This window comes from Tatumella morbirosei, assembly GCF_000757425.2.
Taxonomy (GTDB): domain Bacteria; phylum Pseudomonadota; class Gammaproteobacteria; order Enterobacterales; family Enterobacteriaceae; genus Tatumella; species Tatumella morbirosei.
This window is the reverse complement of sequence record NZ_JPKR02000005.1, coordinates 556,015-581,782: the sequence shown is the minus strand read 5'-3', so window position 1 is coordinate 581,782 and position 25,768 is coordinate 556,015. Positions and strand designations below refer to the sequence as shown.

General features: G+C 47.2%; 26 protein-coding genes and 2 pseudogenes. 17 read left to right on the top strand and 11 right to left on the bottom strand.

The window, feature by feature from the left end; all coding sequences use genetic code 11:
• Positions 1-104: 104 nt before the first annotated feature.
• Together HA49_RS18170 and envC are read right to left on the bottom strand one after the other, a co-directional pair.
• Positions 105-1,019 carry a divergent polysaccharide deacetylase family protein gene (locus HA49_RS18170; RefSeq protein ID WP_038015977.1) on the bottom strand — a complete coding sequence of 305 codons (915 nt, stop codon included), beginning with the start codon at positions 1,017-1,019 and terminating at the stop codon, positions 105-107.
• A gap of 1 nt (position 1,020) precedes the next feature.
• Positions 1,021-2,322: a murein hydrolase activator EnvC gene (gene envC / locus HA49_RS18165; RefSeq protein ID WP_084706463.1), complete on the bottom strand. Its 1,302-nt coding sequence runs from the start codon at positions 2,320-2,322 to the stop codon at positions 1,021-1,023.
• 251 nt (positions 2,323-2,573) lie between these two features.
• On the opposite strand from envC, the pseudogene HA49_RS18160 reads away from it, so the two are divergent.
• The 5 genes and pseudogenes from HA49_RS18160 to cysE all read left to right on the top strand — a co-directional run bounded on the left by HA49_RS18160 (position 2,574) and on the right by cysE (position 5,696).
• Positions 2,574-3,006: pseudogene (locus HA49_RS18160) on the top strand (rhodanese-like domain-containing protein).
• Between the two features lie 19 nt (positions 3,007-3,025).
• Positions 3,026-3,280 (top strand): glutaredoxin 3, encoded by a 255-nt coding sequence (grxC, locus tag HA49_RS18155; RefSeq protein WP_038015974.1) that lies wholly within the window; start codon positions 3,026-3,028, stop codon positions 3,278-3,280.
• A 42-nt stretch (positions 3,281-3,322) separates the two neighbouring features.
• Entirely contained in the window at positions 3,323-3,781 is a 459-nt protein-coding gene (secB, locus tag HA49_RS18150; protein ID WP_038015971.1) for a protein-export chaperone SecB, read from the top strand.
• The gene (gene gpsA / locus HA49_RS18145) at positions 3,781-4,800 is read left to right on the top strand and encodes an NAD(P)H-dependent glycerol-3-phosphate dehydrogenase (RefSeq protein ID WP_038015970.1); all 1,020 of its coding nucleotides are present in this window, start codon (positions 3,781-3,783) and stop codon (positions 4,798-4,800) included. The genes secB and gpsA overlap by 1 nt, the downstream gene beginning before the upstream one ends.
• A gap of 74 nt (positions 4,801-4,874) precedes the next feature.
• On the top strand, positions 4,875-5,696 hold the full coding sequence (cysE, locus tag HA49_RS18140) for a serine O-acetyltransferase (protein ID WP_038015967.1): 822 nt from the start codon (positions 4,875-4,877) through the stop codon (positions 5,694-5,696).
• Positions 5,697-5,735: 39 nt separating this feature from the next.
• Here the strand turns inward: cysE and trmL are convergent, their stop codons facing one another.
• The 3 genes and pseudogenes from trmL to cpxR form a co-directional block, all read right to left on the bottom strand.
• A complete protein-coding gene (trmL, locus tag HA49_RS18135; RefSeq protein WP_038015965.1) occupies positions 5,736-6,206 on the bottom strand; it encodes a tRNA (uridine(34)/cytosine(34)/5-carboxymethylaminomethyluridine(34)-2'-O)-methyltransferase TrmL in 471 nt (156 codons plus the stop codon).
• 39 nt (positions 6,207-6,245) lie between these two features.
• Positions 6,246-7,618 (bottom strand): annotated as a pseudogene (cpxA, locus tag HA49_RS18130) (envelope stress sensor histidine kinase CpxA).
• Positions 7,615-8,310: an envelope stress response regulator transcription factor CpxR gene (cpxR, locus tag HA49_RS18125; protein ID WP_038016140.1), complete on the bottom strand. Its 696-nt coding sequence runs from the start codon at positions 8,308-8,310 to the stop codon at positions 7,615-7,617. The pseudogene cpxA and the gene cpxR overlap by 4 nt, the downstream one beginning before the upstream one ends.
• Positions 8,311-8,460: 150 nt before the next feature.
• Here cpxR and cpxP point away from each other — a divergent pair, with 150 nt between their 5' ends.
• Positions 8,461-8,925, top strand: coding sequence for a cell-envelope stress modulator CpxP (gene cpxP / locus HA49_RS18120; RefSeq protein WP_038015959.1), 465 nt, complete (start codon positions 8,461-8,463; stop codon positions 8,923-8,925).
• Positions 8,926-9,218: 293 nt separating this feature from the next.
• Here cpxP and HA49_RS18115 read toward each other — a convergent pair whose 3' ends face one another.
• Together HA49_RS18115 and HA49_RS18110 are read right to left on the bottom strand one after the other, a co-directional pair.
• Positions 9,219-9,692, bottom strand: a complete 474-nt coding sequence (locus tag HA49_RS18115; RefSeq protein ID WP_084706462.1) for a hypothetical protein — start codon at positions 9,690-9,692, stop codon at positions 9,219-9,221.
• Positions 9,693-9,700: 8 nt separating this feature from the next.
• Positions 9,701-10,630: a winged helix-turn-helix domain-containing protein gene (locus HA49_RS18110; RefSeq protein ID WP_038015954.1), complete on the bottom strand. Its 930-nt coding sequence runs from the start codon at positions 10,628-10,630 to the stop codon at positions 9,701-9,703.
• Positions 10,631-11,062: 432 nt separating this feature from the next.
• Between HA49_RS18110 and fimA the strand changes: the two genes are divergently transcribed.
• The 10 genes from fimA (at position 11,063) to HA49_RS18065 (ending at position 20,857) form a co-directional block, all read left to right on the top strand.
• Entirely contained in the window at positions 11,063-11,653 is a 591-nt protein-coding gene (fimA, locus tag HA49_RS18105; protein ID WP_038015951.1) for a type 1 fimbrial major subunit FimA, read from the top strand.
• Between the two features lie 202 nt (positions 11,654-11,855).
• Positions 11,856-12,572: a fimbria/pilus periplasmic chaperone gene (locus HA49_RS18100; protein ID WP_052752549.1), complete on the top strand. Its 717-nt coding sequence runs from the start codon at positions 11,856-11,858 to the stop codon at positions 12,570-12,572.
• Positions 12,573-12,603: 31 nt separating this feature from the next.
• The gene (locus HA49_RS21895) at positions 12,604-14,166 is read left to right on the top strand and encodes a fimbria/pilus outer membrane usher protein (RefSeq protein ID WP_245610235.1); all 1,563 of its coding nucleotides are present in this window, start codon (positions 12,604-12,606) and stop codon (positions 14,164-14,166) included.
• A 2-nt stretch (positions 14,167-14,168) separates the two neighbouring features.
• Positions 14,169-15,209, top strand: a complete 1,041-nt coding sequence (locus HA49_RS21890; protein WP_245610250.1) for a fimbria/pilus outer membrane usher protein — start codon at positions 14,169-14,171, stop codon at positions 15,207-15,209.
• 48 nt (positions 15,210-15,257) lie between these two features.
• Positions 15,258-16,118: a fimbrial protein gene (locus HA49_RS20690; protein WP_169748787.1), complete on the top strand. Its 861-nt coding sequence runs from the start codon at positions 15,258-15,260 to the stop codon at positions 16,116-16,118.
• A gap of 11 nt (positions 16,119-16,129) precedes the next feature.
• Positions 16,130-16,651, top strand: a complete 522-nt coding sequence (locus HA49_RS18085) for a fimbrial protein (protein ID WP_038015949.1) — start codon at positions 16,130-16,132, stop codon at positions 16,649-16,651.
• A gap of 123 nt (positions 16,652-16,774) precedes the next feature.
• A complete protein-coding gene (fieF, locus tag HA49_RS18080) occupies positions 16,775-17,677 on the top strand; it encodes a CDF family cation-efflux transporter FieF (protein ID WP_038016135.1) in 903 nt (300 codons plus the stop codon).
• 199 nt (positions 17,678-17,876) lie between these two features.
• Entirely contained in the window at positions 17,877-18,839 is a 963-nt protein-coding gene (pfkA, locus tag HA49_RS18075; RefSeq protein WP_038015946.1) for a 6-phosphofructokinase, read from the top strand.
• A gap of 175 nt (positions 18,840-19,014) precedes the next feature.
• On the top strand, positions 19,015-20,004 hold the full coding sequence (locus HA49_RS18070) for a sulfate ABC transporter substrate-binding protein (RefSeq protein WP_038015943.1): 990 nt from the start codon (positions 19,015-19,017) through the stop codon (positions 20,002-20,004).
• A 70-nt stretch (positions 20,005-20,074) separates the two neighbouring features.
• A complete protein-coding gene (locus HA49_RS18065) occupies positions 20,075-20,857 on the top strand; it encodes a CDP-diacylglycerol diphosphatase (RefSeq protein ID WP_038016134.1) in 783 nt (260 codons plus the stop codon).
• A gap of 10 nt (positions 20,858-20,867) precedes the next feature.
• Here HA49_RS18065 and tpiA read toward each other — a convergent pair whose 3' ends face one another.
• The 3 genes from tpiA to fpr form a co-directional block, all read right to left on the bottom strand.
• On the bottom strand, positions 20,868-21,638 hold the full coding sequence (tpiA, locus tag HA49_RS18060; RefSeq protein ID WP_038015940.1) for a triose-phosphate isomerase: 771 nt from the start codon (positions 21,636-21,638) through the stop codon (positions 20,868-20,870).
• 120 nt (positions 21,639-21,758) lie between these two features.
• Complete coding sequence (locus HA49_RS18055; RefSeq protein ID WP_038015936.1) at positions 21,759-22,340, bottom strand: DUF1454 family protein; 582 nt, start codon at positions 22,338-22,340, stop codon at positions 21,759-21,761.
• Positions 22,341-22,448: 108 nt separating this feature from the next.
• On the bottom strand, positions 22,449-23,195 hold the full coding sequence (gene fpr, locus HA49_RS18050) for a ferredoxin--NADP(+) reductase (RefSeq protein WP_038015934.1): 747 nt from the start codon (positions 23,193-23,195) through the stop codon (positions 22,449-22,451).
• Positions 23,196-23,493: 298 nt separating this feature from the next.
• Between fpr and emrD the strand changes: the two genes are divergently transcribed.
• On the top strand, positions 23,494-24,687 hold the full coding sequence (gene emrD / locus HA49_RS18045; RefSeq protein ID WP_038015931.1) for a multidrug efflux MFS transporter EmrD: 1,194 nt from the start codon (positions 23,494-23,496) through the stop codon (positions 24,685-24,687).
• On the opposite strand, the gene glpX is transcribed toward emrD, so the two are convergent.
• The gene (glpX, locus tag HA49_RS18040) at positions 24,684-25,682 is read right to left on the bottom strand and encodes a class II fructose-bisphosphatase (RefSeq protein WP_038015928.1); all 999 of its coding nucleotides are present in this window, start codon (positions 25,680-25,682) and stop codon (positions 24,684-24,686) included. The genes emrD and glpX overlap by 4 nt on opposite strands.
• Positions 25,683-25,768 lie beyond the last annotated feature (86 nt).

Sequence of the window (25,768 nt, the reverse complement as noted above, 5' to 3'; positions counted from 1 at the left end):
AGCGCATTCAGGGTCAGAGGATGGCGGCAAAAGGGAGGCGGGCAGACCAGAAAACTGCAATCCGAAACGCCATCTTTTCCCGATGGAAAAGATGGCAGTCACGATTAAAAAATAGCTTTTAAATCACGGATAAACTGGCTGTTTTTGACGCTGTTATAAATAATCTCAATTCCTTTTGCCGGCACCAGCGGTTTCGGTGGCGACTGAGTGTGGCACTGTGCTGACAGAGCCTCTCCGGTCAATGGTTTCTTCGCCGGAGCTGTTGGGGCTTTATCAGGCCGGGCTGCGGAAGAGCGCACGCTTTCGTTCAGTAGCTGGCTGGGCCGGACCAGCGTAATATCCGCTGGCAGGTGTGGCAGCATTTGTTGCAACACTCTGACGGTTGTCGGGTGAGGATGGCCTATGGCGATCGCATAGCCGTCACGTTCGGCCAGTTTCACGGCGCGCAGAAATTGTTGGCGGATATCAGCTTCGTTCTGTGTGTCATCAAGAAAAACCCTCCTTTTCAGAACCTTAACTCCGGTCCCCTGAGCGGCTTTCACTGACTGACTGTTACCGATGGTCATACTATCCAGGAAATAATAATTATAGTGGCTCAGCACCTGCATCACTTTAATCATTCCGGGCAGGCTTGAGGTCATCTTACTGCCCATATGATTATTCAGACCGACCGCATAAGGGACATGCTCAGCGGCGAGCTGTATAATTCTGGCGATTTCAGTGCTACTCATGTCCGGAGTCAGGGTGTTTTTTTCCAGTGGTTGCTTGCTGAGAGGAGCCATTGGCAAGTGAATTAATACTTCATGCCCTGTCTTATGCGCTTTGACAGCCATTTCGCGGGCATGAGTCGCATCCGGTAATACCGCGACTGAGATGGCGGCAGGCATCTGTAATACCTGGTTTTCCTCTTTTGGCCGGTAACCAAAGTCATCGATGACGATAGCCAGCTTTCCGGCTGATGCCGCCTGACAGACAAGTAATGTACTGATAAAAGTGGCAATCTTTAAACGATGTAACACATTATCTTCCTAACCAGCTGATGGGATTGACGGCCAGGCCTTGGCGGCGAATTTCAAAATACAACGAAGGTACGCCTCTTCCGCCGCTGGTACCCACCAGGGCAATTGGCTGACCGGCTCTGACCTGAGCTCCGACATTGACCAGAGCACTCTGATTATAACCATAGAGGGTCATATCCCCCTTTCCGTGCTCGATGACGATGACCAGTCCGTAACCCTGCAACCAGTCTGCCATCAGCACACGTCCGTCGGCAATAGCCCTGACTTCGGTACCTTCCGGGGCACCGATCACTAATCCTTTCCAGCGTAGTTCACCCTGCAGTGTCTCACCAAACCGGTGTAATAGTTTGCCTTTTACCGGCCATGGATACTGCCCTGCAGGCCTTCCAAGCCCTCCGGTTCGGGCCATCAACTCCTGCTCACCTTCAGTCGGCCGGTAAGTGGAGCCTTTGGCCTGAGCCTGAGCCTGGCGCTGTCTGACCTGTTCTGCTTCACGGGCTTCCTGCTCAGCACGAGCTCGGGCTGCCTGTTCTGCACGGGCGATTTTCGCCTGCAACCGGCTTTCGTTCTGGCGCATTTCAACTAAATCCGCCTGATCTTTTTCGAGAGATGACTCAAGAATGCTGAGTGTTTTCTGGCGGGCTGCTTTAGCTTGCTGCAACTTAGCCTGTTGAGCCTGTTGCCGGGTGAGTAGCCCTTGTTGTTGCTGTTGCTTCTGTTCCAGCGCCCCTTTTTTCTCTGCCAGTTCCGCACGGGTCTGCTTCAGAGATTCAATATTCTGCTGGCGGGCCTGATTCAGATAAGTGAAGTAGGTGAGTATCCGATCGTTTCTCTGACCAGCCGCACCACTCAGGAGCAGTTCAATCCCGCTATGCTGGCCCTGGCGGAATGCAGCATCCAGTTGTTGCGCCAGTAAATCCTCTTCCCGGCTCTGCCGTTTTTCCAGAGCACTAATCGAGCGGGTCAGAGCGGCAATATCGCGGTTTATGCCATTCAAAATGGTTTGAGTTTGCCGTAATTGTCTGCTGGCCTGAGCGATGACTTTTTCCTGACTCTGTAGTTGGTCCAGCAGATCACTGCGCTTAATTTTCTGCGCACGGACGCGTTGCTCTTTATTCGCAATATCCTGTTGTATTGATTTAAGTTGCGCTTTGTTATCGTCAGCAGCATGGAGGGCTAAAGGCAAACACAAAATGCCCGCACACAGCAGACAGGAGGCCAGTTTTGGCAATTCCCGGCCCCGGTGACGGTGCAGAATTGCAATGTCTGGCGAAATGCAGGTAACAGGCTTTTTTTTCGTCATAGGACGCTGATTATTTCACGATGCATGGTTGCTTTCCAGCATAGCAGCAGGGATTTATAGTTTGTATGAGGCATTAATGGCATAATCAGACAACAGGTAAGGGAAGAGTGTCGGAATCTGGCATTTGCCTGGTAAAATGACGGATAAATCACGCCTTCAGGTGTTTAGTGTCTGTACATGCCAGGCTGCGCAGGTATACTCAGAACCCTTATATTATCTTATTTTTGTCCGGTCTGGAGTTGTTACCCCTCATGCAAGATTATATGGAATTTGCGCGCAATCACCTGGTCCTGTGTCTGGCCTGGGTTGTTTTATTGGTGCTGGTGATTGTTACTACTTTTAAGGGGCTGTTTTCTAAAGTTAAAACTGTCAGTCGTGGCGAAGCGACTCACCTGATTAACAAACAGGATGCCGTGGTTGTTGATGTGCGATCCCGTGATGATTATCGAAAAGGTCATATTTCTGGCGCGGTAAATCTGACCGCAGCTGATATCAAAAAAAGGCAATCTGGCTGAAATTGAAAAATTTAAAACTCAGCCGGTGATTGTTGTCTGTGCGACCGGACAGTCAGCCGGTGAAGCCGCCAGCCAGTTGTCTGCCGCAGGATTTGTTAATGTTTCAGTATTAAAAGACGGTATCAGTGGCTGGAGTGGTGAAAACCTCCCGCTGGTTCGTGGTAAATAATTTATCAGAGGTGCTGACAATGCCAACAATCGATATTTACACTAAGCAGACCTGTCCGTTTTGTCACCGTGCGAAAGCGCTGTTACAACAAAAAGGTGCAGCGTTTAATGAGATTGCTATTGATGGTGATGCTGAAAAGCGCGCGGGTATGATCGAACGTAGCGGTCGTACAACGGTACCTCAGATCTTCATTGACGGAAAACATATTGGTGGTTGTGATGACCTGTATGCTCTTGAGGCACAACAAGGTCTGGACCCTTTATTGCAAGCCTGAAACCCGGGTGAAACAAATTTCAACTTAACAGGACCAAGTACCATGTCAGAACAAAATAACAGTGAAATGACTTTCCAGATCCAACGTGTTTATACAAAAGACATCTCTTTTGAAGCACCAAATGCCCCTCAGGTATTCCAGAAAGAGTGGGAACCTGAAGTTAAGCTGGACCTGGACACCGCATCCTCACAACTGGCAGACGGTATTTTTGAAGTCGTGCTGCGTGTTACCGTTACCGCGACTGTCGGCGAAGATACAGCGTTCCTGTGTGAAGTTCAGCAGGCAGGTATCTTTACCATTGCCGGAATTGAAGGGACCCAACTGGCGCATTGTCTGGGTGCATACTGCCCGAACATCCTGTTCCCTTACGCACGTGAGTGTATTTCTGGTCTGGTTTCACGCGGTACATTCCCGCAGCTGAACCTGGCTCCGGTCAATTTTGATGCCTTATTCATGAACTACCTGCAGGAACAAGAAGGTAGTGCTTCACAGGAAGCCTGATGAATAGCCGTAGCCATTCTGTCAGTGTGATCGGTGCCGGTTCTTACGGCACCGCTTTGGCCATTACGCTGGCTCGTAATGGTCATCCGGTCGTTTTGTGGGGGCATAACCCTCAACATCTCCAACGATTACAGGCTGACCGTTGTAATACGGAATTTTTGCCTGACGTACCTTTCCCCGAAAATCTGGTGATTGAACCCTGTCTCACTGATGCTATAGCTGCCAGCCAGGACATTCTGGTCGTAGTACCAAGTCATGTGTTTGGTGACGTACTTAGTCAGATTAAACCTTGCCTGGAAGCTGATTCCCGGCTGGTATGGGCAACGAAGGGTCTGGAACGTGAAACCGGAAGACTGCTGCAGGATGTCGCCAGAGAGATCCTCGGCGATAGCATCCCTTTGGCCGTGATTTCGGGGCCAACCTTCGCCAAAGAACTGGCTGCAGGTATGCCAACAGCCATTGCCCTCGCCTCGACTGAACCGGTATTTGCAGAGGCACTGCAACATAAGCTGCATTGTGGTAAGAGCTTTCGGGTCTACAGTAATCATGATCTGATCGGCGTCCAGTTGGGGGGGGCGGTCAAAAATGTAATTGCGATTGGTGCCGGAATCTCGGATGGTATTGGCTTTGGTGCGAATGCCAGAACGGCATTGATCACCCGGGGACTGGCTGAGATGAGTCGACTGGGCGCTGCGTTGGGTGCCGATCCTGCCACATTTATGGGAATGGCTGGGCTGGGGGATTTAGTGCTGACCTGTACTGATAATCAGTCACGTAATCGTCGTTTTGGTATGTTGCTGGGCAAGGGTAATAGTGTGACTGATGCAGAAAAAAGTATTGGTCAGGTAGTAGAAGGCTATCGTAATACCAAAGAAGTGAAAGCATTAGCCGCCAGAGCCGGTGTCGAAATGCCAATTACTGAACAGATTTTTCAGGTACTCTATTGCGGAAAACCGGCCAAAGAGGCCGCACTTTCACTGCTGGGGCGTGAAAGGAAAGATGAAAAAGAGGCTCTCTGAATTTATCTTTGTTTTACCAGCCATGAAGCTTATACAGGCGCCTGACAGGGCGCTTTTTTATCGGGAGTGTAGTCATGTCGTCTGAAGAATTAGCACAAATCTGGGAGAGTATTATTGCTGAAGCCAGAAGTCTGGCTGAAGGTGAGCCAATGCTGGCCAGTTTTTTTCATGCGACACTGCTTAAACATGAAGATCTCGGTAGTGCTCTGAGTTATATGCTGGCCAATAAACTTGCAAATCCGATTATGCCAGCAATTGCCATTCGTGAAATTGTTGAAGAAGCCTACCGTAAAGATCCGGCGATGATTCGGTTTGCGGCCAGGGATATTACTGCGGTGAGTCAGCGAGATCCTGCAGTAGATAAATATTCAACACCATTACTGTATCTGAAAGGTTTCCATGCGCTGCAGGCCTATCGTATCGGCAACTGGCTTTGGAAAGAGGGACGTCGGTCTCTGGCTGTCTATCTGCAAAATGAAATTTCTGTCTCTTTCGGTGTTGATATTCATCCGGCAGCCACCATTGGCTGCGGTATCATGCTGGATCATGCAACGGGCATTGTTGTTGGTGAGACGGCAGTGATCGAGAATGATGTCTCTATCCTGCAATCCGTCACACTGGGCGGTACGGGGAAAACCTGTGGTGATCGTCATCCTAAAATACGGGAAGGCGTTATGATTGGGGCCGGAGCGAAAGTATTAGGTAATATTGAGGTTGGCCGGGGGGCTAAAATCGGTGCCGGTTCTGTCGTTCTGCAACCCGTTCCTCCGCATACCACAGTCGCGGGTGTTCCGGCGCGGATCGTTGGCCGTCCGACCAGCGAAAAACCTTCAATGGATATGGATCAGCATTTCAATGGTGTCATTGCCGGATTTGAATTTGGCGACGGGATTTAAAAGTTCCGGGGGAAGTCTTCCCCCCGACCATCTCACGGTTTATCGGACCAGAGCCCCTTCGTAGCCAAGTTGGCGCCAGGCTTCATAAATCACCACGGCAACCGAATTAGACAGATTCATACTTCGGCTTTCCGGTACCATCGGGATGCGTATTTTTTGCATGGGCGGTAAACTATCCAGAATGTCTGTGGGTATGCCGCGACTCTCCGGTCCAAACATCAGATAATCACCTGCCTGCCATGCTACCGCACTGTGCGCCGGAGTCCCTTTAGTGGTGAGCGCGAACAAGCGAGCAGGCTGCTCACTGTCGATAAATGCCTGGTAACTGGCATGCCGGCGGACAGACGTAAATTCGTGATAGTCCAGCCCGGCACGACGTAGCCGCTTATCATCCCAGGCAAATCCCAGTGGTTCGATAATATGTAAGGAAAAACCGGTATTAGCACACAGTCGGATGATATTACCGGTGTTAGGTGGAATTTCAGGTTCAAATAAAACGATATTGATCATATTGGCTCCCGCTGACGAGAGCCGCAGAATATCAAATTATTACCTTGTAGAGTATAACGGAAGCCAGATAGTCAGACGTAATCCTCCCAGCGGACTGTCATCAGCTTTAACCCAACCGTGATGTTGCTGTAGCGCCGTATCCACTATCGCCAGCCCAAGACCCGTACCGCCGGACTCACGATCACGCGCTTCATCGGTACGATAAAATGGCCGGAAAATCTGTTCCCTGTCTTCCGGGCTGACTCCGGGGCCATCATCATCCACATGGATAGTAATGCCTTCTCTGTCAACTGAAAAGCTGACGCTGATATTCGAGTGAGAATAGCGTAAAGCATTACGAATAATGTTTTCCAGCGCACTCTCCAGAGCGTGTGGGTTACCATATAATGGCCACGGTCCTGGCGGATAGGGGACTTCCATCTTTTTCCCCATCTGCTCAGCTTCAAATTTTGCATCTTCCAGAACGCCATTCCACAGGTGATTAGCTTTCATCGCTTCACTCACCAGCGCATTATTGTGCTGGGTGCGGGACAATACCAGTAAATCATTGATCATCCCGTCTAGCCTCTGCGCTTCTGTCTCTATTCTGCTCAGCTCTTTACTCTCCCCCCACGTCGCCGTAGTAAGGCGGTAGCCAGTTGCAGGCGTGTCAGAGGGGTACGCAATTCATGACTGATATCTGACAGAAGACGTTGTTGTGCTGTCATCATTCGTTCCAACGCACTGACCATCTGATTAAAGCTGGCCCCGGCGGCCAGAAATTCCTGTGGACCGGACTCAAGATCAGGATGCTGTCGTAAATTACCACTGGCAACCTCATCAGCCGCTTGTTTTAATTTACGGGCCGGTTTTGCCAGGCTCCATGCCAGCCATAACAGTAAGGGGGAGCTTATCAACATGGTGACAATCAACAACAGTAGCGGCCGGTCAAATAACAGATTAATAAAATCCAGCTGCGAACTGGTCGCAGGACGGATCATGTACAGTTGGTAGTTATCTTCACCATCCGCGACAGAGAACGGGCCGATCATTTCTATACGGCCATAGGTTTTCTTTTGCGGATGATCGGAATTATCAGATTGTCCGATGAAATTACGAATAATCTGCATTTCATTATGGCGGGCGCCAATCACCCGACCTTCTGAGGTGACCAGCAGCAAATGCTGCCCTGGCGGGGCCCATTTATCGATGGCCCGGTACAACCGCCGCCACCACATAAGATCGTTTGGCGGGTCCTGGGCCAGTTCGGCTTCCACGTGCTGTTCAATCATTATCCCCTGGCGTTGTTCACTTTCCAGTAATGATGTCATTTGCCGTGAATCAAGCTTTGGTACCATTAATACCAGCATCAATACCAGAGCCAGTGTCAGCCAGAAAATAGCAAAGATACGGGTGGTTAAACTGCTTATCATGAAGCCGAAACCATCAGATAGCCTCTGCCACGTAAGGTCTTAAACCACGGGTGTCCATCGCGACGTTCAGGAAGTTTACGGCGCAGATTTGAAATATGCATATCAATGGCCCGATCAAACGGGGTGAGACGTTTCCCGAGGACTTCCTGGCTCAGATGCTCTCTGGAAACGACCTGTCCCAGATGCTGGGCTAGCAGGTAGAGCAAAGTAAATTCTGTGCCTGTCAGTTCCAGCACTTCATTATCGAAGCTGGCTTCCTGTCGGCCCGGATTCAGTTTCAGATGGTCGACCTGTAATGAGGATGAGGCCGTGTCAGTATGTTGCTGTTCACTCCAGTTTGAACGACGCAGAATTGCGCGAATTCTGGCGACCAGTTCACGATCATTAAAGGGTTTCGGCAGGTAGTCGTCAGCACCCAATTCCAGACCGAGAACACGGTCTAACTCGCTGCCACGGGCCGTAAGCATAATGACCGGAGTCTGGTGTTGCTGGCGCAACTCTTTCAGGGTGTCGATACCATTTTTCTTTGGCATCATGACATCCAGCAACAGCAGATCTATTGAACTGTCCAGTAAACTAAGTGCCTGTTCGCCGTCGTCTGCTACAACGATCTCAAACCCTTCCATCTCAAGTAATTCTTTCAATAAAGAAGTCAGTTCACGATCGTCATCAACCAGCAATATTTTATTCATTATGTTTTCCTCCGCAGGAAAAATACCGTGTTCCATGGTTATCCGGTTGTCACTTTACGTAGTTTTACACCCCCTGACGGATGTTTGCAGCCACTGGATTACACTGGTTTCCGTTGAGTCGAGAAACGTTTAACAATCCCGGAGTCAAGGATGCGCCATATTATCGTCATCGCACTTTCGTCGCTGGTCTTTGCAGGTCAGGTTTCTGCAAAATGTGACGGGATGATGGAAGATAAGATGGAACAGAAAATCCCGGTGGCAGCAGATAGTATGGCGCAGAATTCACAAAATCATATGTTTGATGGTATCGAATTATCTGAACAGCAGCGCCAGCAAATGCGGGATTTAATGTATCAGGCGCGTCACGTAAGGTCCGGGATGACTTTTTCGGATATCGAAAAAATGCATGACCTTGAAACAGCGAAAGATTTTAACGAATCAGCGGTTCGGGCCCAGGTTGAAAAAATGGCTGAGATTCATGCCAGTGAACAAGTTGAAATGTCGAAAGTTCGTCATCAGATGTACAACCTGTTAACAGCTGACCAAAAGGCTGTTTTACAGAAGAATTTTGAGTTACGTATGGAAAATATACGTAGCGTCAGCAGGTTACCGTAAGCAGCGAGGCTGATTACCGTAAGGCAGTACCAACAGTATGTAGTATCCCTTTTTCCTTGCCATAGACACCATCCCTGTCTTCCCCCTCAGTAATGAGGGGTTTTTTTGCCTGAAATTTAGTACCCCTTTAACCATCCTGCCTTTGCTTCAGGATTTAATGTTAACCCTGCAATACACATAGTGAGTAAACACTCATCAGTGGGAGAATTGCGGGCTTTTGAGACTGTAACTCTATAAATATGCGTTGGTTTTCTTACTTTATTGTATTCATCGTGACTGGTGTAGCCCGGGCATCAGTTGATTTTTTTACAATATAGTGACGGAATATAACCGTTGGTGAATACATATCTGGACGCATTGATTTTATAGATAAAAAAGTCCTGTGGTGCGTTCACCGATTGCAGGTATTTTGGCAACATATCGGAAAATTCCTGCGCGCTGGAAGGTGACTCCTGTGCGTTAGATATTTTTTGTGTGATAAACCGGTAGTGGTTGTTATTACTGGTGACATTGGCATAGATACTCCGGTTCAGGATAAAGGATTTACCGTTGCGATTCAGGACTCCCTTCAGATAAATTGTGCTCACATTGTCATCAATAAAGAAAAGGACATTCATCGTCAGCTTACTATTGTTATTGGTGACGGTGATTTGGCCTGAGCAGTCGATAGCACTGTCATCTGACCTGTTTTTATTGATGATATAAAACATACCGGACAGAGTGAGCAGAAGTATCGCTATCCCTATTGACATCATTTTAGTATTCATGCGGCATCCTATAAATAGTAAAAAAATGAGCACTCAGCTGTAGGATCATTAACATCCTTATTGCAGAGGAATACTGATATCCGGTTGATATTCTTTTCACAATTCACATAGAGATTTTTAGCCTGAGTATTCTTAAAATCATCACTATATTTTTCAAGGAATGGTAACGCATAGTCTGTCGGGCATTTATCATCTTCAAGATAGACTGCGAGACCATCGAAACTGGTTGTTTTTTTATAGTGAACAAGAGGAAGGTAATTTTTCGCATTACTATTCTTATAGTCATTGAATATTTCAAAGGTTGGGAATAAAAGAGCTGCTATTAATATGACCAAGATAACAATGATATTAGTCAATAAATTCCCGGATAATTTATTTTTGAAGGATGACTGATTATCCGTAGTCAGTATCGCTTGAGTATCATCCTCACAGTTGAGTGCCAGTGTCTCTGATATTTCTTTTGCTGCTGTCACTTCGGGAACGTCGGATTCTAAACTCACAATATTGCTATCACTTTTTTCTGTGAGAGGAGTAATGACTCCGGTGACAGTCTTAAAATAATTATTGATGTAACTATTCAGGGATTCTTTAGTTTGGAAAGAAATTACACTCACTTCATCAGGGATAGTAATTCCTTGTCTGAAGATGGTTTTCAGAACAGGTTCTTCAGTGATTTTTGCAATAGCCTTTCTTATTAATAAGATATTTTGGTTAAAAGTGTTTGTAGTAACGATAAACCCGTTTCTTTCCCAGCCTACATGCATTAATGCTTTCCGACTGACAACTCTTCCTTTCTCTTCAAGTAAACAGGTAAAACATGCAGCAGCTGAGGTTAGTAATCTTGTAGTGGTCGTCATACTGAGGTCATTGAGTGTCTGAAGTCCTGTGTCATAAATGATTTTATTGGCAATGCAATAATAATTAGCATGTTCTTTCATGTGTGATGCCATTGCAAGGTGATTTATTCTGAGATTAAGTCTAACTTAGAATCTCTGTTTCATCAATTGATGTCATTTTACATCTCAATTATTTTTTTAACATATTGTTTTGGATGCGTTTTATCTAAAATAATAAAAAGTGATAAGAATTGATTATATTATGAAATATTCCTAATTTATTATTTTCTACGACATCAGAGGATGAAAGTAACTAACCACTTAACATTGTGTTAGTTGCTGGGTTAATGTTTCATCACCTAAGTATTCATCATTTATGAATGTTTAGTGTCTTAAATGGATAGAGCTGTGATGTCAGAACTCAGGTAACAGTCAGTTGTATTGTTCTCTTTATTCTAGTTGCAATCGTCTGACATAAGATTACTCATGAATATTAATTGTTAATTTATTTAATGAACACCAGGAACTTATATAATGAAACTGAATAAAATTATCTTAGCAATGCTGACATCTGCTTCTCTGCTGGCTGCAGCCAGTGTCCAGGCAGAAGGAGATGACCCAACACCTCCGGACGATGGTGGATCGACAGTGACAGTTCAGGGCGGTGTGGTTCACTTTAATGGAAGCCTGGTGAATGCAGCCTGTGCGGTGAGTACAGAATCTGCTAATCAGACCGTAAATCTTGGACAATATCGTACGGCTTCTTTCCAGAGCGTCGGCGATACCAGCGCAACTATTCCGTTTAAAATTGTCCTGAATGATTGTGATAGCACAGTAGCATCAACGGCTAAAGTCGCTTTCTCCGGACAGACTGAGGCTTCAGATGACACATTACTGGCAATAAATTCAGGTAGTAATGAGGCTACCGCCACGGGTGTCGGAATTGAAATTCTGGATGAAGACTCTTCAGTGATGACTCCTGATGGCGCAACCTTCAGCAAGGGACACAGCCTGATTGACGGGACTAACACCCTGAATTTTGCCGCGCGCTACAAAGCCACCTCAGCAGAGCCTACTCCGGGTCAGGCAAATGCTGATGCTGTCTTTACCATGCAGTACAACTAATTCTGACAGCTTTCTTCGTGTCAGGGAGCAAACGGAATAACTACCTGATATCAGAATGCTAGTCAGCACATTGTCCGGGCGGGTTTATGCCCGGATAATTTTACTTTCAGCTTTCGTTTTATATCACATAGAAAGATGACATGGATTCCGGTATTCACCGGTTTCTCCGTCATTAACTGACGCTCCCCGGAGGAAATAAATAATGAGTATTAATATTAACCCTGTCAACTTAAGACGAGTATTAAAAAGTCTGTATCTGCTTATGGTATTAATACCATCAACTACAATGGCTGGCGGAGGTGTTTCTTTAGGTGCTACACGGGTAATTTATGATCAGTCTGATAAACAGACATCTTTGGCTATTGTCAATAGTGATCTGAAAAGTCGCTATCTGGTCCAGTCCTGGACGGAAGATAAGAATCAAAAGAAAACCTCTGATTTTATTATCACTCCACCCTTATTTGTGATTGATAAAAAGAGTGAAAACACCCTCCGGATTATTAGTACCAACGACACGCTTCCGAAAGACAGAGAATCTGTATACTGGCTAAATGTCAAAGCAATTCCTGAGGTGGATAAGGAGAATGTAGACAGTAAAAATGTGTTACAGTTGGCGATTCTTACCCGAATTAAAATATTTGTGCGCCCGTCTAAACTGACGATGGCTTCTTCCCAGGCTCCGGGTAAAATAACTTATGTCATTCAGGGTAATAAACTCATTATCAATAATCCGACACCCTATTTTGTTAACATGGTAAACATTACTGTGGGTGGGAAAAGTATTGATGCAATTATGGCTTCTCCGAAGGAGAGTACGACAGTGAATCTTCCTTCCGGAGTATCTGGCGTAGTGAAGTTTAGCGCAATCAGTGATTTTGGTGCTGTAACTCCGCAGGTCACAGCAACACAGGGAAAATAAACGCCGCTAAGTGCTAGCCAGAGTATTGATAATGAAAATACTTAAAAGTAGTAAACTTCGGAAAATAAAGACCGGAGTTAATATCATTACGGCCATGTTACTGGCTGCTCCTGTGTTCAGTGATGCTGAATCTTATTTTAATACACGGTTTTTGAGTGAAGAACCCGGTGCGGTTGCTGATCTTACCCGTTTTATTGATTCGGGCTCTTCTGTTCCCCCGGGAGTCTATAAGGTTGATATTTTTCTCAATGAAGACTTTGTGATGACCCGGGATATTAATTTTGTTTATCCGGATGCATCATCTGCAGAAAACAGCAAGAAAAATAAAGGATTATTACCTTGTCTGGATGAGTCATGGCTGAGCCGGTTTGGTGCGATGGTGGACGAAGAGTCATTGAAAAAGGGAATGTCAGGTAAACAATGCCTGTTCATTACGAATGTCGTCCCTTCATCGTCAACCGAATTTGACGTTAAAAAACTTAGGCTAAACGTAAACATCCCGCAGGCGTTTCTTAAAGGGACAGAAAAAGGTTATATACCCCCGGAACAGTGGGATGAAGGAATCAATGGACTATTATTTAACTATAATTTTAATGGTGATCGAAGCACCTATGGTGACTCATATTTCCTGAGTCTGATGAGTGGCGCTAACCTTGGTGCCTGGCGTTTCAGAAATAATGGTTCATGGAGTCGTTCCACATCGTCTTATGACAGTAAGTCTCAATGGAACAACATTAACAGTTATCTGGAGCGGGATATTATCCCGTTAAAAGGGCAACTGGTCGCGGGCGACAGTGATTCCGGGAATGATGTGTTCGACAGTAACTCCTTCCGGGGGGTTCGGTTGTATTCTTCAGACAATATGTATCCGGATTCACTGCAAGGGTATGCACCCACGGTACGTGGTGTTGCAAAAACCAATGCTAAAGTGGTTGTCAGACAAAATGGTTATACTGTTTATCAGACCTATGTACCTCCGGGGCCGTTTGAGTTAAAAGATATCAATCCTCAGATGACCAATGGTGATCTGGAAATCATGGTCGAAGAGAAAGATGGTTCTGTTCAACGTTATGTGCAACCCTACTCAACCGTGCCGGTATTACAGCGCGAAGGTCGTGCGAAATATGATTTCGTAGTCGGGCGTTTTCGTAGCGGTATTAATGACCAGGGAAATCCCTTTTATGGGCAGGGGACATTGTTATATGGCCTTTCCCGTGGTTTTACTTTTTATGGCGGAAGCCAGATAAGTAATGATTATCAGTCTTACGCACTTGGATTGGGTATCAACATCGGAGAATGGGGGGCCACATCCTTTGATTTTACTCAGTCAAATGCGACCCTGAACGACGGAAGCCATAAGAGCGGGCAGTCGTTGCGATTTTTATACGCAAAATCACTCGAAAGCTTTGGTACTACCGTTCGTTTACTTGGGTATCGTTATTCTACCCGGGGATTTTATACATTAAGTGATTCAACCTATAAGCGGATGTCCGGTTATGACTATGATTCCTTACCAGATGAACAGGGAGGGATAAATAACACGCCAATAGGTTATTATAATTTAAAAATACCCGAAAAGGGAATGTCAGATTAAATATCAATCAGCGGTTAGGTGACTTCGGTTCAGTCTATCTGACAGGGTCTGAACAAACTTACTGGAATACCGGAGCAAAAGATCGTTATTATCAGGCGGGGTATACTTCTGGCTGGAAAGGAATGTCTTATACATTCGCGTGGTCTTATAATCAAATGCGCGACAGAGGGACCGGTGAGCGTATGCTGTCATTTAACCTTTCGGTTCCTCTGTCGATGTTTAACGGGGGAAATTCCTATAAATCCCGACCGACAGACAGTATGTTTGCCACTTTCAGTGCTAACCAAAGCACCAGTGGTGGGACGGTATGGAATTCAGGGTTGAGTGGCACGGCTCTGGATGACCGTAATCTGAGTTATAGCATTACCCAAGGGCGTAGCGGACAAAACGGCAATACAGGATCACTGAATACCGCTTACCGTGGTACTTACGGTATTTCTAACCTGGGTTATAACTATAGCAATACTTACCATAGTCTGAACTATGGCGTTTCCGGTGGGGTAATTATTCACAGTAATGGAATAACCTTTGGTCAGCCACTGGGTACCACAAATGTATTAATTAAGGCTGTCGGCTCAGGTGGGACTAAGGTACAAAACCAGACCGGGGTAAAAACCGACACCAGAGGTTATACCTATCAGCCTTATGCGACGGCTTATCGCAATAATCGTATCGCGCTTGATTTAAACTCTCTGGATGATTACACCGATATTCAGGATAACGTACGTAATGTAGTGCCAACCAAAGGCGCTATTGTCAGGGCAGACTTTAAAACTTCCCGGGGTTATAGGGCCTTATTTAATTTACGAAAAAATGATAACACCCCAATTCCGTTTGGTTCGATGGTAACAGAGGTTGATGGTCAGGCCTCAGGGATCATCAGCGACAATGGGCAGGTCTATCTTAGTGGCCTTAAAGAACGGGGAAAATTAAATATCAAATGGGGGGGAAATAAAAATGAGAGCTGCTCAGTAAACTATTCTCTGTCGGAACAGGAAATGCGTCAGAAGATTATCCGCCGAAACATCAGCTGTGATAAATAATATTACGAGGTTATGATGAAGAGATTAAAATATTTTCTTGTTATTCTTGTGTCTGTCTTATGTATTAAACCTGCGGTCAGTAGTGATCTAAGAGTTGACGATTTTTCATGGTATTTTGGCCCGAATGGTATTGTTATTGATTCTGCTGCGGCATCTACAGACTATCCGCTAAGGCGTATGTGCCTGATCGGGACTCAATGCGGATTATCAATCCAGCTTATGGTCAAAAAAGATGATGGTACAGATTATAATCCTTACTTTATACAGGTATATGATACGGTAAAAAACTTCACTAATGCCAGAGGGGTATCAGAGATTAAGAAACTGGTAGGTAAAACTATCCAAAATACCGCGTCACTGAATCGACCCGGTTTTCAGGTCCAGGCTTGCGTGTGGAAATATGAACGTGGGAATGGTCTTACAGCTAATACAGAATTAGGTGGTGTGTGTAGCGTCGGGTATATCCCGCCGATCCCTGTCCCGGCCAATTGCGACCTGAGTATAGATAACAGTGTGATGGATTTTGGCGATATTTCATCGACGGCATTTCTTAATGCAGGTGCGGGTGGTAAGCCTTCCGGCACCTCAGTACAGCAACGTACCCTGAACGTATCTTGTAGTTCCCCGGAGGCTGCCCTGGCCAAACTTCGGGTGACTACCAATAAAGCATCCGGAAATATGCTGGTATCTTCCAATCAGGATGTTGGTTTTCTGCTGAGTGCAGGGGAAAATGATCCGACGGTGAAACCGCTGACGCCTAATCAGTCCTCCAGCAGTTATACAGTAAAGCTTGATAACCAGGGAAAAGCTTCTGTCGCGATTAAAGCCGTGCCGGTGAGTGTGACCGGGGAAAAGCCGGTAGCCGGGAGCTTTACCAGTAATGCCTTACTGCATATCTCCTGGGATTGAGGGTAAAAATCATGCTGACACGTAATATACCCGGGCTGTTGATCGCTATGATTAGTGTGCTGATGCCAATTGCTGGTAATGCTTCCGTTAATGTTGTTTTGCAGGGTAATGTGACAGAACAGACCTGTGCAGCCTCTGCCGGCAGTGACAATTTCTCAGTTGACCTTGGCAACTGGGCAGCAAAGACGCTAAACGGCGCAGCAGGCAAGGTTTCGGCGGGAAAACCGTTTTCTATACAGCTGGAAGGCTGTCCGGCGGTTGCCATCAGCATTATCTTTACCGGCAAAGGGGCTGACGGGAGCAGTGATTTATTAGCCATTGATAGTGGGACAGACACAGCTAAAAACGTTGCGATAGAATTGCTGAACAGCGATATGAGTAGGCTCGGTTTATCTGATGCTTCAAAGCCGGTCACCGCTGATGAAAACGGTAATGCCACATTTAATTTTTATGCCCGCTATATCAGCACAGCCAGCCAGGTCAGTGCAGGTCAGGCGAACGCCAGTTCGGTGTTTACCTTAAATTATAACTAATGGTTAACACCCGCCAGTTGGCCAAAAGGCATTACAACGGTTTTACTGTCATTCCCAGGTTTAACGTCGGTACAGATGCAGTAGACTATTCTCTGCTGAGGGTTGATAAACGTCGGGTGAATGATGGAAAAGAATTACGCGAATCTGGTAACCTCCGCTGCCATTGCGGCCACCGTTCTGGCATCACTACTGTTGATTATCAAAATCATCGCCTGGTGGTATACCGGTTCGGTCAGTGTACTGGCTGCACTGGTAGACTCGTTAGTGGATATAGGGGCATCGTTAACGAATTTGCTGGTAGTTCGCTATTCCCTGCAACCGGCAGATGACGATCATGCGTTTGGTCACGGAAAAGCCGAGTCACTGGCGGCTCTGGCGCAAAGTATGTTTATTAGTGGCTCAGCATTATTTCTGTTTCTGACCAGTATTCAGCATTTGATTACTCCCGGAAGTTTTCGTGCTCCGCTGGTCGGTATGGTGGTGACGCTGATTGCTTTGGTTTCGACATTGTTACTGGTCTATTTCCAGCGTCAGGTTGTCAAAAAAACGCACAGCCAGGCAATCCGTGCCGATATGTTACATTACCAGTCTGATGTATTGATGAATGGTGCCATCCTGATTGCTTTGGCACTAAGCTGGTATGGTTTCACATTTGCCGATGCCTTGTTTGCCTTTGGTATTGGTATCTATATTCTGATCTGTGCACTGCGGATGGGCTATGAAGCTGTTCAGGCATTACTTGACAGAGCATTGCCGGATAACGAAATTCAGCAGATAATCAGCATTGTTTCGGGATGGCAGGGAGTGCGTGGCGCACATGATCTGCGTACCCGTCAGTCAGGTCCGACAAAGTTTATTCAATTACACCTGGAAATGGATGACAGCCTGCCTTTAATGACTGCCCATGAACGGGCAGACCAGCTGGAACAGGCACTAAAAGCCCACTTTCCCGGGGCTGATGTGATTATTCATCAGGACCCATGTTCCTCTGTGGCGGAAGAAAAACGAGGTCGTTTTATCTTTTAGGCTGCGGATCAAATGTTCAATGTTGTGTTTAACCGCTATTATTGCGCAACCACGGGGTTGAGTGACCTAAATCAATCCTGCCAAAGGCATTTGGTATATGATTAAGCAAGATAAGCTCTTATTTGCAGGCGTCGGCACAGACAGCAGTCGCGTTAACTGAAAAGATTAACCCTTAGCGTCAAATTATCCTGAGGTTGTCATGATCAAAAAAATTGGTGTATTAACCAGCGGTGGAGATTCCCCTGGTATGAATGCGGCTATCCGTGGCGTGGTCCGGACTGGACTGGGCGAAGGACTGGAAGTTTTTGGGATCTATGATGGTTATCTGGGGCTGTATGAAGACCGTATGGTAAGCCTGGACCGTTATAGCGTCTCTGATATGATCAACCGGGGAGGGACTTTTCTGGGTTCTGCCCGTTTTCCCGAATTCCGTGAAGAATCAACCCGCCAGATTGCTATTGAAAATATGAAGAAACGCGGTCTGGATGCGCTGGTGGTGATCGGTGGTGATGGTTCCTATATGGGCGCAAAACGGCTGACAGAGATGGGTTTTCCCTGTATCGGGCTGCCCGGAACCATCGACAATGATGTTGCCGGCACTGACTATACTATCGGTTACCACACTGCACTTGAGACAGTGGTCGAAGCTATCGACAGGCTGCGTGATACCTCTTCTTCTCATCAGCGAATCTCTATCGTAGAAGTTATGGGACGCCATTGTGGTGATTTGACTTTGTCTGCAGCGATTGCAGGGGGATGTGAATTTTTTGTGGTCCCGGAAATTCCATATACCCGCGAAGAACTGGTGACAGAAATTAAAGCCGGTATCGCCAAAGGAAAAAAACACGCGATTGTGGCGATAACAGAGCTGATTTGTGATGCCAGTGAACTGGCTCGCTATATTGAAAAAGAGACCGGGCGTGAAACTCGCGCTACCGTTCTGGGGCATATCCAGAGGGGGGGGGCGCCATGTGCCTATGATCGTATTCTCGCCTTCCGGATGGGAACCTATGCCATAGACCTGCTGCTGCAGGGTTATGGTGGGCGTTGTGTCGGTGTACAGAACGAAAAAATGGTACACCATGATATTATTGATGCCATCGAAAATATGAAACGTCCTTTCCGTCGGGATATGCTGGACACCGCGAAAAGATTGTATTGATTATCTTTGCTGTCGGCGGGTTCTTCGCCGACAGTCGCTTCTGCTTCTGCTTCTGCTTCTGCTTCTGCTTCTGCTGCTTGTTTATTCAATTGTGATATAAAAATGTCTTTTTAGTTCTTTAAGTTATTTCCATGATTGTGCCAACCTACCGGTATATAAAACAGGGGGGCATAAAATGAAGAAGTGGCATGTGGGATTAGCGTTACTTTTGGTATCCGGCAGTACACTGGCGAAAGATATTCAGTTATTGAATGTCTCTTATGATCCGACCAGAGAATTTTATGAACAGTACAACAAAGCATTTAGTGCTCATTATAAGCAGGAAACCGGTGACAATGTGGTGATTCGCCAGTCGCATGGCGGTTCCGGAAAACAGGCAACCTCGGTAATCAACGGTATCAAAGCCGATGTGGTGACACTAGCTTTGCAATCTGATGTTGATGCTATTGCTAACAGCGGCAGAATTAACCCGGGCTGGATCAAAAAGTTACCGGATAACTCAGCCCCTTATACCTCAACCATTGTTTTCCTGGTACGCAAAGGGAACCCTAAGAATATTCATGACTGGAATGATTTAATCAAACCAGGCATTTCGATTATCACTCCTAATCCTAAAACTTCCGGGGGTGCTCGCTGGAACTATCTGGCTGCCTGGGGTTATGCCCTGGACCATAATAATGGTTCGCAGGAGAAAGCTCAGGCGTTTGTGAAAGCACTGTTTAAAAATGTCACTGTTCAGGATTCCGGCGCCCGTGGTGCAACCAACACTTTTGCTGAACGCGGACTGGGTGACGTGCTGCTTGCCTGGGAAAATGAGGCATATCTGGCAAAGAATAAGTTAAAAGACCAGCAGTTTGAAATTATTACCCCAAGTGAGTCTATCCTGGCTGAACCGACGGTGGCTGTGGTTGATAAGGTAGTTGATGAGCGCGGAACCCGTAAAGTGGCTGAAGATTATCTGAAATATCTCTATTCTCCTGTAGGGCAGAAAATCGCCGCGGAAAACTATTATCGTCCACGTGACCCGGCGGTGGCGAAAGAATTCTCTAATGAATTTAAGCCAATTAAGCTCTTCACTGTGGATGGTAAATTCGGTGGCTGGACGGCAGCTCAGAAGACCCACTTCAGTGACGGCGGTACTTACGACCAGATTATGAAGCCATAATTCACCGCAGGTGACTTTCCGCCCGATTAACGTAATATGAAGTCCGGATTAATCGGGAATGACCGGGCTCATGACATCTTCTGGAAAAGCAAAACTAAGGCTGGCCATCGGAGTGGTGATTGTTCTGATGGCAGCTTTACTGTTTGTGGCACATCGGTTTGAAGAGCATTCTGACGTTTTATGGAAGTTTATCAGTCAGCAATGTGTTCCTGATATGGAAAAAAATCATCAGCCTGCGCCTTGTGAAAAAGTTGATTTATCTGCCGGCTATGTTCTGTTTAAAGACAGGGTCGGACCATTACAATATCTGCTGATGCCTGTCAGTAAGATTACCGGTATCGAAAGCCCACTATTACTGGAAAAACACACCCCTAACTTTTTTGCCCTTGCCTGGAATGAACGCCATTTGCTCTCCGATAAAAATCATTCGCCAGTACGTGACAGTGATCTGGCGATGACGATTAACTCAGAGTCAGGGAGGACACAAAATCAGCTGCATATTCATATGTCCTGTCTGCGTGCGGATATACGCCAACGACTGAAAGAGTTGGACCCGGGACTGACAGAAAAGTGGCAATCCCTGACCCTGCGCTCACATCCTTATCTGCTCAGGGTCCTGACGCCTGCTGAACTGGAACAGCAGAGTGTATTTGTGCGTATTGCGCAGGAAATCCCGGGAGCTGCCGGGCAGATGGGGGATTATGGTCTGGCGCTGACAGCCCTGCCTGATGGGAGACTGGTATTACTGGCCATAAAAAAACAGCTGCTTAAAGGAAACATGGGGTCAGCGGAAGAGTTACAGGATCATCAGTGCGGCATACTAAAACAGACAACGGCGCTGGTGCGCCGTTGAAAGATAAATATTAACCGGCTTTTTTTGCCGCCGCAGCAGCATTAACAATTACCGCGAAAGCATCAGCTTTCAGTGATGCACCACCGACCAGCGCACCATCAATATCCGGCTGAGTGAAGAGCTCGGCCGCATTTTTATCATTAACAGAACCGCCGTACTGAATGATCACCTGCTCAGCAATCGCTGGGTCTTTTTTAGCGATATGCTGACGGATGAATTTATGCACAGCCTGGGCCTGTGCCGGCGTAGCTGACTTACCGGTACCGATAGCCCAGACGGGCTCATAGGCAATGACGGTATCTTTAAACGCTTCAGCTCCCTGAGTATTCAGTACCGCATCAATCTGACGTGCGCAGACTTCTTCGGTTTTCCCGGCTTCGTTTTCTGCTTCGGTTTCACCAATACAGAGTACCGGCGTCAGACCTGCGTCTTTAAGGACGGCGAATTTTTTTGCGATCAGTTCATCGCTTTCTTTGTGGTAAGTACGACGTTCGGAGTGTCCGATAATGATATATTTGGCACCAATATCCTTCAGCATTTCCGCAGAAACTTCACCGGTAAATGCACCAGAGAGGTTAATGTCAACGTTCTGCGCACCGAGAGCGATATGACTGCCAGAAACGGCATGCTTAGCCTGGTCGAGATAAACCACGGGCGGGGCAATAGCCACACCACAACCGTCCACACCTGATAATGCTTTACGCAGACCGGCAATCAGCTCGTCAGTCATATGTTTACTACCATTCAGCTTCCAGTTACCCATAACTAATGGATGTCGCATCATATCCTCCGCATTACGCGATTCATAAAAGACTACTGCCGGCGGGCAATAGTGTCTGTGAAGCATTATAAAGATCAATGCAAATCACTGCTTTGTTTTTCGTCATAAAACGTCAGTTGTTCACGAGTTATTCAGTATCAGCCTGACAGGTTCGATGGCGAGAGTAATACCTTTCTCTCCCTGGTCTGAGATGACATAACGCAGTGCGCCTTCGGCATCAAAATAGGGGATGTTTACTTTAGCGGCCTTTAACAGAGATTCGAGCTTTAGGTGACTGGTTTGTTCAGTAAGTTGCGGTGAGAAATAACGGATCAATGCGGTCATGTAACGGAATGCCAGATCTCTGGACTGTTTTTCACCGGTCCCCTGGGGAGAAACCCAGGTCATTTGCAGAGATTTTATCTTCCCTGTGCCGGGTTCGAGTGCGGTTGATGAATAAAATGAGTCGTTAATTTTACTGACCGCCAGTACAACCATATTCTGTACCTGGCCGGTATCTACCGTACGGTATTCCGGTAACGGCGTGCCCGGATTCATACTGTTGAATTTTTCCCGGAACTGCGGGATGGTCTCGCTGAAAACCGGTGCACCTGGTTGAACGTAAGGAGCAAGCTTTGGAGCGGTCGGTGGATCGGCAAATACAACACCACCTGCTGTTAACAGCATACAGCAGGTTAACCAACGACTTATCCTGTGTTTCATTCCGGTATCCCTGAGTTGACGACTGACATATATCTTACCTAATTTTTCGGCAGAGATGATGACAGCCTGCCTTAATTAAGGCAGTGATCATAACTTCCGGCACAGATATTACCAGTAATGCTCGCTGGTGATATGTCCCGGTTTACGACGCAGATGTTTATTCATGTTGCGGGTGAGTTTAAGTAGCTGTTGGGTGTCTCTGACCATTTGCGGGTTACCGCACAGCATAATATGGCTGTTGTCCGCAGACATTGTCAGACCTGTGGCTTGTTCAAGCATACCGTTTTCAATCAACCCGGGGATTCGGCCTGTCAGGCTGCCTTCACTTTTCTCCCGGCTGACGATGGTTTGAATACGTAATTTTCCGTTGAATTGCTGCTGAAGTTGCTGCATCAGTGGGAGGTAACTCAGGTCTGCGGCATAGCGGGCGGCATGAACCAGTACAATATTTTCAAATCTCTCCAGACCTTCCCCCTGCTGTAAGATGGACAGATACGGGCCGATTGCCGTTCCCGTTGACAGCATCCACAGCGTTTCACAGTCAGGCAATTCGTCACAGACAAAAAAACCAGCAGCTTCTTCGGTGACCCTGATTGAGTCCCCGGCCGACAGCCGGTGCAGAGAGGGGCTAAGCTTGCCTTCAGGAACGTTAACCAGATAGAACTCCAGGGTTTTATCTGAAGGAGCATTGACATAAGAGTAGGCTCGTTGTACCCGCTCTCCGTTGATCTCCAGTGACAGTTTTGCAAATTGCCCGGCGGTAAATGGTTTTACCGGCGCAGTGACGTACAGGCTGAAAAGCGCCTCAGTCCAGTGTGTTACTGCGACGACTTTACCTTCACACCAATCGGCCATCGTGAGCTCCTCAGTTAAAAATAGTGTAGCACATCGAATTATCATCTCTGGTGAAGCACTAATTTTCCACCCTTCAGACCGCGGTTAAGCTCATATCGACAAACCCGTGCCATTAATTATCACGGACTGTCACTAATAATGTACACCTGTGCCGAAAAAACCTGACAATCAGGCCGATAATCACTCATTAGCAGGGGATTGTTTAAAGGCGAATCATGGTATTTTAGGCTGCTTTTTTTTATATGATCAGCCTGTACTGCTGTTTAATCATCATGGATAAGAATTTACTGTTACAAAAATGGAAAAGAATCTGAATCACACCCCGTTAATGTTGTTGTTAGTAGTATTGGTCGCTGTCGGGCAAATGGCTCAGACGGTTTATGTGCCGGCGATGAGTGATATTGCCCTATCGTTACAGGTGTCCGGCGGCAATGTGCAGGGCATTATGGCGGCGTATCTGATCACCTATGGTCTTTCTCAGCTATTTTATGGCCCGCTTTCAGACAGTATTGGCCGGCGTCCGGTCATCCTTGGTGGCCTGCTGATCTTCAGTGTGGGTGCAGTGACGGCATTGCTGGCAGGTTCAATCAATCAACTGGTCATCGGTTGTGCCATCCAGGGGATGGGGACAGGGGTTGCCGGGGTGATGGCGCGGACGCTGCCCAGGGATATCTATTCCGGTGGGCAGTTGCGTAAAGCGAACAGCGTGCTGAACATGGGAATCCTGATTAGTCCTTTGCTGGCACCGGTAATTGGTGCGGTACTGACAAAATTTTGGGGATGGCATGCCTGTTTTGCTTTCCTACTGGTGCTTTGCCTGCTGGTCATGGTAGTCATTGCCTGCCGGTTACCAGAAACCCGGCCGGAAATTCTCGTCCCAAGGCCTTTTTTATTCCGTTATTCATTGCTGCTGCGTGATGCTGCATTCCTTCGCTATCTGGTGATATTAATTGGTGCACTGGCGGGTATTGCTGTGTTTGAGGCCAGTTGTGGGGGACTGATGGGGGGAGTATTGGGTCTGAGTCGTTTTACCGTCAGTATATTATTTATCCTGCCAATTCCTGCAGCTTTTTTCGGGGCTTGGTATGTTCGCCGTAGTGAGGGTGACTGGTATCGTTTGATGTGGCTTGGGGTCTGTAGCTGCTTATTGGCGGGGGTACTGATGTGGATCCCTGGCTGGTTCCATGTGATGAATATCTGGACTTTACTGGTTCCTGCGGCACTCTATTTCTTCGGTGCAGGGATGTTGTTCCCGCTGGCGACTTCAGGCGCGATGGAGCCTTATGCCTGGGTCGCAGGCAGTGCCGGGGCATTGATTGGGGGCTTACAAAATCTGGGATCCGGGGGCGTGGCCTGGTTATCAGCAAAACTACCGCAGAACGATCAGTTTAGCCTTGGTATGCTGATGTTTATGACATCGTTACTTATGCTGCTGTGCTGGTGGTCGCTTTCCAGACAGCGTGAAAGTGACCACCAGATTGTCGCTGGCTAGGACTGTAGTGATGTTTTACGATCCAGTCGATGAATCGACTGGATCCGCCGGACAGTGCCCGTTTTACCGCGAATTAATAACGTCTCACTGGTGGCGATATTTCCTTTCCGGGTAATTCCTTTGAGTAAATCACCATCAGTGATTCCTGTCGCGGAGAAAATGACGTCATCATCGCTGACCAGTTGCTGCAGAGTGAGCCGTTCACCAGGGGTAATTCCCATCTCTGTACAACGCGCGATCTCTTGTTCACCAAGGCTGCGATTTTCCGCCGAATCTTCTTTGACCTGATGTCTTGGCAGTAAGCGAGCCTGCATATCTCCCCCCAGCGCACGGATGACTGCGGCAGAAATGACGCCTTCCGGTGCGCCGCCAATACCATACATCACATCGACTTCGCTGTCTGACATGCAGGTCAGGATAGATGCAGCCACATCACCATCAGGGAATGCATAGACTTTGATACCGGCTTTATGAAGTTGTGTGATGACCGGGTTATGCCGGGGTTTGGCTAACACAGCCACGGTGAGTTCAGACAGCGGCTTATCCAGAGCCCGGCTAACAGACTGCAGATTGGCTTCCAGTGGCTGATCCAGGTCGATGCATCCCCGGGCTTGCGGGCCTGTAACCAGTTTTTCCATATACATATCCGGAGCGTGCAGAAAGCTGCCTTTATTCCCGACGGCCATCACTGTTAGTGCGTTAGATTGCCCCATTGCGGTCATACGTGTGCCTTCAATCGGGTCGACGGCGATATCGACTTCATCACCCTGCCCACTGCCAACCTGCTCTCCGATATAAAGCATCGGGGCTTCATCAATCTCACCTTCACCAATTACAATCCGACCACGAATATCCAGAGTATTGAGCAATACCCGCATTGCATTGACTGCTGCGCCGTCGGCCAGGTTTTTATCACCGCGTCCAAGCCAGGCATGTCCGGCCAGTGCTGCTGCTTCGGTCACCCGTGAAAATTCGAGGGCAAGTTCTCGTTTCATTGTCTGTCTTACCGGGAAGAAAAGGGAGGCTAGTGTAACACAACGCGGGCGTTCAGAAATTGGACTCTGCCCGCCAGCGAGCGGGC

What these genes read in the sequence shown, in the direction of transcription:
- gpsA (WP_038015970.1), top strand. Translation starts at nt 3,781, where the DNA reads ATGAATAGCCGTAGCCATTCTGTCAGTGTGATCGGTGCCGGTTCTTAC.
- HA49_RS18100 (WP_052752549.1), top strand. Translation starts at nt 11,856, where the DNA reads ATGAGTATTAATATTAACCCTGTCAACTTAAGACGAGTATTAAAAAGT.
- HA49_RS18115 (WP_084706462.1), bottom strand. Translation starts at nt 9,692, where the DNA reads ATGAATACTAAAATGATGTCAATAGGGATAGCGATACTTCTGCTCACT.
- secB (WP_038015971.1), top strand. Translation starts at nt 3,323, where the DNA reads ATGTCAGAACAAAATAACAGTGAAATGACTTTCCAGATCCAACGTGTT.
- glpX (WP_038015928.1), bottom strand. Translation starts at nt 25,682, where the DNA reads ATGAAACGAGAACTTGCCCTCGAATTTTCACGGGTGACCGAAGCAGCA.
- cysE (WP_038015967.1), top strand. Translation starts at nt 4,875, where the DNA reads ATGTCGTCTGAAGAATTAGCACAAATCTGGGAGAGTATTATTGCTGAA.
- envC (WP_084706463.1), bottom strand. Translation starts at nt 2,322, where the DNA reads ATGACGAAAAAAAAGCCTGTTACCTGCATTTCGCCAGACATTGCAATT.
- cpxR (WP_038016140.1), bottom strand. Translation starts at nt 8,310, where the DNA reads ATGAATAAAATATTGCTGGTTGATGACGATCGTGAACTGACTTCTTTA.
- HA49_RS18110 (WP_038015954.1), bottom strand. Translation starts at nt 10,630, where the DNA reads ATGAAAGAACATGCTAATTATTATTGCATTGCCAATAAAATCATTTAT.
- fieF (WP_038016135.1), top strand. Translation starts at nt 16,775, where the DNA reads ATGGAAAAGAATTACGCGAATCTGGTAACCTCCGCTGCCATTGCGGCC.
- trmL (WP_038015965.1), bottom strand. Translation starts at nt 6,206, where the DNA reads ATGATCAATATCGTTTTATTTGAACCTGAAATTCCACCTAACACCGGT.
- HA49_RS18055 (WP_038015936.1), bottom strand. Translation starts at nt 22,340, where the DNA reads ATGAAACACAGGATAAGTCGTTGGTTAACCTGCTGTATGCTGTTAACA.
- HA49_RS18085 (WP_038015949.1), top strand. Translation starts at nt 16,130, where the DNA reads ATGCTGACACGTAATATACCCGGGCTGTTGATCGCTATGATTAGTGTG.
- fimA (WP_038015951.1), top strand. Translation starts at nt 11,063, where the DNA reads ATGAAACTGAATAAAATTATCTTAGCAATGCTGACATCTGCTTCTCTG.
- emrD (WP_038015931.1), top strand. Translation starts at nt 23,494, where the DNA reads ATGGAAAAGAATCTGAATCACACCCCGTTAATGTTGTTGTTAGTAGTA.
- pfkA (WP_038015946.1), top strand. Translation starts at nt 17,877, where the DNA reads ATGATCAAAAAAATTGGTGTATTAACCAGCGGTGGAGATTCCCCTGGT.
- HA49_RS18065 (WP_038016134.1), top strand. Translation starts at nt 20,075, where the DNA reads ATGACATCTTCTGGAAAAGCAAAACTAAGGCTGGCCATCGGAGTGGTG.
- tpiA (WP_038015940.1), bottom strand. Translation starts at nt 21,638, where the DNA reads ATGCGACATCCATTAGTTATGGGTAACTGGAAGCTGAATGGTAGTAAA.
- cpxP (WP_038015959.1), top strand. Translation starts at nt 8,461, where the DNA reads ATGCGCCATATTATCGTCATCGCACTTTCGTCGCTGGTCTTTGCAGGT.
- fpr (WP_038015934.1), bottom strand. Translation starts at nt 23,195, where the DNA reads ATGGCCGATTGGTGTGAAGGTAAAGTCGTCGCAGTAACACACTGGACT.
- HA49_RS21895 (WP_245610235.1), top strand. Translation starts at nt 12,604, where the DNA reads ATGAAAATACTTAAAAGTAGTAAACTTCGGAAAATAAAGACCGGAGTT.
- HA49_RS18070 (WP_038015943.1), top strand. Translation starts at nt 19,015, where the DNA reads ATGAAGAAGTGGCATGTGGGATTAGCGTTACTTTTGGTATCCGGCAGT.
- grxC (WP_038015974.1), top strand. Translation starts at nt 3,026, where the DNA reads ATGCCAACAATCGATATTTACACTAAGCAGACCTGTCCGTTTTGTCAC.